8 protein-coding genes are annotated in these 7,736 nt (G+C 70.5%); 3 read left to right on the top strand and 5 right to left on the bottom strand.

The window, feature by feature from the left end:
* Positions 1-69: 69 nt before the first annotated feature.
* Genes JHN63_RS25945 through JHN63_RS25955 form a run of 3 tightly spaced genes read right to left on the bottom strand, consistent with a single transcriptional unit; the run spans position 70 to position 3,539 of the window.
* Entirely contained in the window at positions 70-945 is an 876-nt protein-coding gene (locus tag JHN63_RS25945; protein WP_200684825.1) for a geranyl diphosphate 2-C-methyltransferase, read from the bottom strand.
* Between the two features lie 49 nt (positions 946-994).
* Positions 995-2,044, bottom strand: a complete 1,050-nt coding sequence (locus JHN63_RS25950) for a family 2 encapsulin nanocompartment cargo protein terpene cyclase (protein ID WP_200684827.1) — start codon at positions 2,042-2,044, stop codon at positions 995-997.
* Positions 2,045-2,096: 52 nt separating this feature from the next.
* Positions 2,097-3,539, bottom strand: coding sequence for a family 2B encapsulin nanocompartment shell protein (locus tag JHN63_RS25955; RefSeq protein WP_200684829.1), 1,443 nt, complete (start codon positions 3,537-3,539; stop codon positions 2,097-2,099).
* Positions 3,540-3,845: 306 nt separating this feature from the next.
* On the opposite strand from JHN63_RS25955, the gene JHN63_RS25960 reads away from it, so the two are divergent.
* Positions 3,846-4,640 (top strand): VOC family protein, encoded by a 795-nt coding sequence (locus tag JHN63_RS25960; protein WP_200684831.1) that lies wholly within the window; start codon positions 3,846-3,848, stop codon positions 4,638-4,640.
* A gap of 16 nt (positions 4,641-4,656) precedes the next feature.
* Here the strand turns inward: JHN63_RS25960 and JHN63_RS25965 are convergent, their stop codons facing one another.
* Complete coding sequence (locus JHN63_RS25965) at positions 4,657-5,271, bottom strand: TetR/AcrR family transcriptional regulator (RefSeq protein ID WP_200684833.1); 615 nt, start codon at positions 5,269-5,271, stop codon at positions 4,657-4,659.
* A 75-nt stretch (positions 5,272-5,346) separates the two neighbouring features.
* On the opposite strand from JHN63_RS25965, the gene JHN63_RS25970 reads away from it, so the two are divergent.
* Positions 5,347-5,814 carry a nuclear transport factor 2 family protein gene (locus tag JHN63_RS25970; RefSeq protein ID WP_200684835.1) on the top strand — a complete coding sequence of 156 codons (468 nt, stop codon included), beginning with the start codon at positions 5,347-5,349 and terminating at the stop codon, positions 5,812-5,814.
* Positions 5,815-5,828: 14 nt separating this feature from the next.
* Here the strand turns inward: JHN63_RS25970 and JHN63_RS25975 are convergent, their stop codons facing one another.
* Positions 5,829-7,040 carry a low temperature requirement protein A gene (locus JHN63_RS25975; RefSeq protein WP_234477697.1) on the bottom strand — a complete coding sequence of 404 codons (1,212 nt, stop codon included), beginning with the start codon at positions 7,038-7,040 and terminating at the stop codon, positions 5,829-5,831.
* A gap of 120 nt (positions 7,041-7,160) precedes the next feature.
* Between JHN63_RS25975 and JHN63_RS25980 the strand changes: the two genes are divergently transcribed.
* Positions 7,161-7,736, top strand: a 576-nt coding sequence (locus JHN63_RS25980) for a ribonuclease H (RefSeq protein ID WP_234477698.1), incomplete at its 3' end; no start/stop codon positions are given.

Genomic DNA, 7,736 nt, shown 5'->3' on the forward strand with positions numbered 1-7,736 from the left:
GCCCCTCAGGCAAGCACAGCCGGGCGGCGGGAGGAAGACGCCCGACTGCGCTGCGGTGAGCGGTGGGACTCAGACGCGGTCGGCCGCGATCAGCAGATACTGGAAGCTGCCGTTGCGGTAGGCGGTCAGGAAGGTGTCCTCGATGCCCGTGACCAGATGGTCGGCCTGTTGGCGCAGTGCCCAGTAGGGGACGGTGTCCGCGGTGAGGTCCTGGACGTGCACGGGGACCAGCCGGTTGCGGGCCATCGCCCGGAAGTACTCCGACCTGGGGTGGATGTCGCAGATGTAGTGGGCGTTGATGAGGGACACCTCGCGCGAGGCCCGGCCGTAGGTGTCGTTGTAGCAGCCGGTGATCACCACATAGCGACCGCCGCGGCGCAGCAGTCGCGCGTGCTCGGCGAAGAGCAGGTCCAACTCCACATACATGGTGGACTCGTTGTTCCACGACGCGGCGAACGCGCCCGTCGGGAAGCCCGTGTCGAGCATGTTGCGGTGGTGGTAGCGCACCTTGTCGTCGATGCACCGCCTGCGCGCCTGGGTGTTGGCGAACTCGGCCTGCTTGGCGGAGATCGTGACCCCGTCGGCCCGGCAGCCGTAGCGCAGATGTGCGACCACGCTGCCGCCGCCGCGTCCGCAGCCGGCGTCGAACACCCGGTCCGCGGGGGAGAGTTGACCGAGGTGGGAGGCGAGGAGTTCGGCCTGGGCGTGTTCCAGGCGGTGCAGTTCGGCGGTGAGCCGCTCCCGGCGCCGGACGGGGTCGGGCTCATCCAGCACGGACTCGTCGGCCCCGCCGATTCCGTAGTGGTGGTGGTACAGGTCGTCGAGCTGTCCGAGGTCGAGGTTGACCGGGTTCTCTTCGGCGTTCCAGTAGTCCGCGACACGGTTCTGGTACGTGGACTGGGTCGGCACCGGTGCTGCTGTGGTGCCGGCGTCGGTGGTGGTCAACGGTGACTCCTAGCGTGGTACGTCTGACAGGGCGTCAGGGACCGGACTCTTACCAGTAGTTGGGCAGGTGGTAGCGGTGGGAGTTGGTCGCGTGCCACTCGTGGTTGCCGGCCACCCAGGCGGCGAGACCCCGGGTGTAGCGCTCGACGAGGGGTGAGGCGGCGGACAGCGCCGCGGACTCCTCCTCGAAGGCGTCCATGATCCGGTTGTGGATCTCGACGGACCTCAGATAGGCCGCCTTCAGCCCGCGCCGGTCCTCGGCGGCGACGACCTGCGGCAGGTTGAGGTGGTCGGGGTCGGAGAGTTCCTTGGTGAAGGAGTAGAGGTCGTTGACGATCGTGGTGGCGTTGCAGGCCAGGGCCGTGACCCGCTGGATCTCGGGCCGGGCGTAGACCTGCTCGGGCAGTTCGTAGCCGTCGACCGCGTCCACGATCGACAGACAGGGCCGGAAGTTGTTGAACTGCCGCATCACCAGGTACTCCCAGACACGCGGCTTGTAGCGGATCTCGGCCCAGGCGGCCTCGGCCAGGTACCCGAGGTGGAGCCGGGCGATGTCGTGCACGAACCGGTCGGTCTGGCTGGGGGTGGCGAGGAGGGCGTAGTCCCGCAGTGCGAAGTGGTACGAGCGCAGCGGTCCGTCCGCCCGCACCCCGTGCCGCCACTCCTCCTCGAACTCGGGGGCGGAGTGGAAGGGGTCGAGCGCCGACTGGCCGAGAATCAGCCGTCCGCCGAGCCCGCTGTGCGAGCCGCCCCTGCCCTCGTCCTCCTCGCAGTAGCAGGAGTCGACGATGTTCTCGGCGAGCAGCAGCTTGCCGGCGGCGGTCAGCCGTTCCAGGTCGAGCGCCCCCGGATGCTGGAGCACCACGGCCCGGCCGAACTGGAACCCGGCGAAGTCCCCGTCCCACGCGGCCGGGAACAGATCGAGCTCGCGGGCCCAGGCCTCCAGCCTGCGGTCGATCTCCGCGGCCTTCTCGGGGTCGGCGGGCGCCGCGGGCCGGTAGGTGAGGCCGGGGATCGCCCCGGTGCGCCGGGCCCGCACGGTGCTCGCCAGGTTCGGCGGGCCCGGCAGCGGAGGGAAGGCCGTGGTGGGTGTGGTCATGAAGTTCTCCGGGCCGTCGGTCGGGCCGTCGTCCGAGCCGCTGTCCGGGCCGTCATCCGGCGGTCCGGCCGATCTGGACGTTCTCGAGGATCCCCGCCGCGTCGGGGACCAGGATGGCCATCGAGTAGTACGCGGTGACGAGGTAGCGGATGATCGCGGCGGAGTCGATGCCCATGAAGCGCACGTTCAGTCCGGGTTGGAACTCCTCCGGGATACCTGTCTGGAACAGCCCGACGACACCCTGGTCGGCCTCGCCGGTGCGCAGCGCGATGATGCTGCTGGTGTGCTGCGGGGTGATCGGGATCTTGCCGCACGGGAAGAACGGGACGCCGCGCCAGGCGGGGATCTCGTGCCCTTCCACGGTCACCGTACCGGGCACCAGACCGCGCTTGTTGCACTGCCGGAAGAAGGCCGCGATCGCCTTCGGGTGGGCGAGGAAGAGCCGTGTCCTGCGCCGCATGGCGAGCAGTTCGTCGAGGTCGTCGGGGGTCGGCGGGCCGGTGAAGGTGCTGATGCGCTGGGTGTAGTCGACGCTGTGCAGCAGCCCGAACTCCCGGTTGTTGACCAGCTCCCACTCCTGGCGCTCGCGGATCTCCTCGACCGTGAGCCGCAGTTGCTGCTGGGTCTGGTCCATCGGGTCGTTGTAGAGGTCGGCGACCCTGGTGTGCACCCGCAGCACGGTCTGCGTGAGCGACAACTCGTACTCGCGCGGGGCGAGTTCGTAGTCGACGAAGCCGCCGGGCAGGGTCGGCTCGCCCACATGGCCGGCTTGCACCGGGACGTCGGCCTCGCCCTTCCGGTTCATCGGCAGCCGCTGCCGCGCCGCGTACGCCTCCAGATGGGCGGCCAACGACGGTGCCCGCGCGGTGAGTTCGGTCACCACCTCCCAGGGCAGCACGAGCAGGACGCCCGCGGTCTCGGCGCGCACGGAACTCAGCCACAGCGGGTCGGACTGCCCGAGCGCCTCGTCCCCCATCTGGTCGCCGTCGGTGACGACTCCGAGGATCTCCTCCTCGTCGTACGGGCCGGCGGTGTAGCGGGTGAAGCGGCCGTGGGCGACCAGGTAGTTCTCGGTGACGGGCTGGCCGGCCTCGAACAGGACCTGGCCGGCCCGCACCTCCCGGACCCGGAACCGGCCCGCGATCTCCTTCAGGACCTCCGTGTCGGAGTACCCGCGCAGCACGGGCAGTTCGGTGAGGGTCTCGGGGATGACCTTGATGTCGTCGGCGCCGTTCTGCTCGAACCGCACCCGGCCGCGGCCGACGCTGAGCTGGAGCCGCCGGTTGACCCGGTAGGCACCGCCCTTCACGTCCACCCAGGGCAGCATCTTCAGCAGCCATCGTGAGGTGATGGCCTGCATCTGCGGTTCGGACTTGGTGGTGGTGGCGAGTTGGCGTGCCGCCAGGGTGCTGAGACTGGTGAGCTGTCCGTCGCCGGGTGTCGCGGGTTCGGGCTCGTCGGTGGCGGATCCGTGGGCGCTTTCCGGAGTGGACACTTTCCCTCCCGGGAGGTGAACAGGGGTGAGCGCTTCGTCGGTTTACAAGCCAAACAGTCCTGCCCAGGACCGGTAACCGCGCGAAGGGGGCGACTTCACGCCTGGGAGGCGGTAAACCCGGCGATCGAGGCGGGGGCCGCGAGGACTCGTCCCCGCACCCCGGCGCACGGGGCGCGAACACGACTCCCCTGCGTGAGATCCCGCGCGCTCCGGCGTTCGCCGCGCGTCCCGCTCCCCAGGTGACTAGCGTGAGAATCCAGGACAACCCGACCCAGACACCCCGACGTACCGGAGAGGGCCGCAGCCATGGCCGTACAACCTGAGGGAACGCCCTGTTGGGCCGACGCGATGTTCAGCGACGTCGAGGGAGCGAAGAGTTTCTACGGCGACGTCCTCGGCTGGACCTTCGGCGACGCGTCGTCGGAGTACGGCAACTACACGCAGGCCTACGTCGACGGAAAGGCCGTGGCCGCTGTCGTACCGCCGATGCCGGGCCAGGAGGGGCAGTCGCAGTGGTGCCTGTATCTCGCGTCACCGGACGCGACGGCCACCGCGGCGAAGATCCGCGAGAACGGCGGGCAGGTGCTGATGGAGCCGATGCAGGTCGGCGACTTCGGCACGATGTGCCTGGCGAGTGAGCCCAGCGGTGCGGTCTTCGGCGTGTGGCAGGGCGGCACGCACGAGGGCTTCGAGGCCGCGGGCGTGTCCGGCGCCTACGCCTGGGCCGAGGTCTTCACCCGGGAGCCCGCGAAGGCGGACGGGTTCTTTCCCGCGGTCTTCCCGTACTCGGCACGGCAGGTGGACGACACCACCTTCGACTTCCGCGTCTACAACCTCGGTGAGAACACGGTCCTGGGCCGGATGCAGATGGGCGACGAGTTCCCGCCCGAGGTGCCGTCGTACGTCAACGTGTACTTCTCCGTGGACAACTGCGACGACGCCGTCGCCAAGGCCACCAAGCTCGGCGGCATCCTCCGTTTCGGCCCCATGGACAGCCCCTTCGGGCGGTTCGCGGCCCTGAGCGACCCGCAGGGCGCCTCGTTCTCGGTGATCGACATGACCACGACCCAGGGAGAGATGCCGGAGATGACCGACGTCTGACCCGGTACGTCGTGCGTCACCGGCCGTCGGCCGCCCACCAGGCGGGGGCGCAGGCCACGGCCGCGTCGACCATGTCGTCCTTCGTGACGGACGGGTCGTTCAGCCATGCCCTGATGGCTCCCGCGAAACCGTGTGCCATGAACTGGGCGATCATCCGACGGTTGGCCTCGGGCAGCCCCGGGTGGTCGCCCTCGGCCATGAAGGTCAGGGCGTACTCGCTGAAGTGGCGCACGAGCGCGTCGTAGACACCACTGTCGGCCGGGTCGGCGAGGGCGTGCCGGTAGATCGCCAGATACCGCTCGACGTGGTCGCCGACCTCCGCCGTGGACATGCGCAGGAGTTCGTGGGCCGAGTGTCCGCCCCGCGCACGGAGCGCAACCTCCTGTCGGTGGCCGCGCTCGAGGTCGTCGGAGAGGACCTGGATGAGCAGGTCCAGCGGGGAGCTGTAGCGGTTGTAGAACGTGGCGCGGGTGACCCCGGCGCGGTCGGCCAGCTCGCCGATCGTGATCTGTGAGACGGGCCGCCGACCGGCCAGATCGACGATGGCCTCCTCGAAGGCACGGGTCGTGCGGGTGATGCGTGGATCGATCCGCTGGTTCAGCGCTCCGCCCTCCAGGGGTGCGTGTCGCACTCTGTCATCGCGTTGCACTCTGCCACGGGGAGTGAAGTTATACACATGTCAAATAGTGCGGCGAAAGGAACGGCCATGGCCTCGCACACCGAGATCTCCCCCCGGGAAGCCGCCGACCGACTGGCCATCCGCGAGCTGATCGACGCCTACGCACACTGCGCGGACCGACGGGACGCCAAGGGGCAGATGGGCCTGTTCACCGAGGACACGCGGTTCCTGGTCTTCATGGACGCCACGGCCGCCGAGCCGACGCAGACCCTGCACGGGCGCGGGTCCCTGGCCCCGGTGTTCGACAACCTCAACACCTACCGGGCCACCACCCACTTCAACGGCCAGAGCACCATCACCCTGGACGGCGACCGCGCGACGGGCGAGAGCTACTGCCTGGCCCATCACATCGGGGCCGACGAGTCCGGGCGGCGCACGCTGATGATCGCCTCGATCCGCTACCTCGACGAGTTCAGCAAGCAGGACGGCGACTGGTACTTCGCCGAGCGCCGGCTGATGGTCGACTGGACCGAGACACGGCCCTCGGCGCCCTGACGCCGGCGCGGGGTTCAGGTGGCCGGTTCCTCGTAGTGGGACACGCGGTTGGCCACGGCGACTCCCCAGGGAATGCCGAAGAGCAGGACGAGCGCCAGGCCGAGGACGAGCGGAGCCGGGCGCAGTGCGCCGACCGCCACGCACAGGAAGGCCATGGCGGCGCAGGTGCGGGCCAGGGGCGGATAGAGCCCGAGCTTCTCGTCCCAGTGGCGCAGGGTCGCCGCGAGCGCCATCGTCGCGCAGAGCACCACGGCCGCGCCCCCGCAGAGCACCCAGGCCGTGGCGGCGGGCGTCCGGCCGTCGTGGGCGTGCTCGACGAGGCCGACCATCGCGGCGCCCATGGCGGCCACCGCGGCCGTGATCGGCAGATGCACCACCATCCAGGTCAGGGCGCTCGCCCGCGTGGCCCGCGGCAGCCGGTGCCCCGCGAAGTCGAAGTACGTCCACCACGCGCCGAATCCGACGACCCCGGCGACCAGCCCGACCGCCGGCGTGAGCGCGTTCGTCGGCTCGTGGGCCAGCCCGTCGACCACCCCGGTCACGTTCTCGCCCAGCACGATGATGATGAACAGCCCGAACCGCTCGGTGAGCGCGTCGGTCACGCTGAGCGCGACCACCCGTTCCGGAATCGCCCTCCCGATGACGAACACGAACCCCGCCAGATATACGACGGCCAGCACGCCCCACGTCAGCACGCGGGCGTCCGCGGGCAGCGCGGCGCTCGCCGCCAGCACGACCGCGCAGGCCGCCGTTCCCGTCACGTACAGCATGCTGGGGCGCCGGAACTCGGGCGTGTCACTGCGCGAGGCGAGCAGCCACAACAGCGCCAGGACCGCGAACAGCACACCCGCGTCCACGGCGAACGCGACACCGCGCGCGTCGCCCGCCTCGGGGACGAACGCGCCCAGCGGGACGAGCACCAGGATCTGCAGCAGGAACATGCTCCGGCCGTGCGCGTCCTCGTGCCCGTGCAGTTCGTGGTGCAGGCTGCCGTTGAGCCAGGCGATCCACACCAGCGCGAACACCGCGGCGAACAGGCCCAGTCCGTGCCGGTCCAGCTCCCCGGACAGATGGTGGGCGGCCTGCGCGACCAGCACGACCACGACCAGGTCGTAGAAGAGCTGCAGCGGGCCGACCACCCGCTCGCGCGGCTGCTCGCCGTGGGGGCGCGGCGGCCGCCACAAGTGGCGGCGCACCCGGGCCCATTGCTCCTGTCGCGAGGTCATGCGCGCAGCGTAGAGGGGGCACGGGCGCAGGGGCCGTCGCCCAGCCGCGCGTGTCCGTGGGGCGGCCGGCGGGGACCTCGGCGGTACGGGGCGGCGCGGACCCGGGGGCGCGGCCATGGCATGATCGGGCGCATGCGTGAACGTGTGGTGGCCGCGTGCGACGGGGCTTCGAAAGGGAATCCCGGGCCGGCCGCCTGGGCGTGGGTCGTGTCGGACGACGCGGAGAGCCCGGCCCGCTGGGAGGCGGGGCCGCTCGGCAAGGCCACCAACAACGTCGCCGAACTCACCGCGCTGGAGCGCCTGTTGACGGCGACCGCACCGGACGTGCCGCTGGAGATCCGGATGGACTCGCAGTACGCCATGAAGGCGGTCACCACCTGGCTGCCGGGCTGGAAGCGCAACGGCTGGAAGACCTCCGGCGGCAAGCCGGTCGCCAATCAGGAGCTGGTCGTCCGTATCGACGAACTGCTCAACGGCCGTTCCGTGGAGTTCCGTTACGTCCCCGCCCACCAGGTCGACGGCGACCCGCTGAACGACTTCGCCGACCGCGCGGCCAGCCAGGCGGCCATCGTCCAGGAGCCCGCGGGCAGCGACCTCGGCTCCCCGCGGGCTCCTGGACGATGGCCGCCTGGCTGGCCGCGCGGTCGGCGAAGTCGTTCAGCGGGTGGCCGTCGACCTGGTGGGCGGGGACGTAAC

This window comes from Streptomyces sp. MBT65 (genome assembly GCF_016612545.1).
In the GTDB taxonomy this organism is placed as follows: Bacteria; Actinomycetota; Actinomycetes; order Streptomycetales; family Streptomycetaceae; genus Streptomyces.

Excerpts from the sequence above, each read along its gene's own strand:
- JHN63_RS25960 (WP_200684831.1), top strand. The coding sequence starts at position 3,846 with ATGGCCGTACAACCTGAGGGAACGCCCTGTTGGGCCGACGCGATGTTC.
- JHN63_RS25975 (WP_234477697.1), bottom strand. The coding sequence starts at position 7,040 with ATGACCTCGCGACAGGAGCAATGGGCCCGGGTGCGCCGCCACTTGTGG.
- JHN63_RS25950 (WP_200684827.1), bottom strand. The coding sequence starts at position 2,044 with ATGACCACACCCACCACGGCCTTCCCTCCGCTGCCGGGCCCGCCGAAC.
- JHN63_RS25970 (WP_200684835.1), top strand. The coding sequence starts at position 5,347 with ATGGCCTCGCACACCGAGATCTCCCCCCGGGAAGCCGCCGACCGACTG.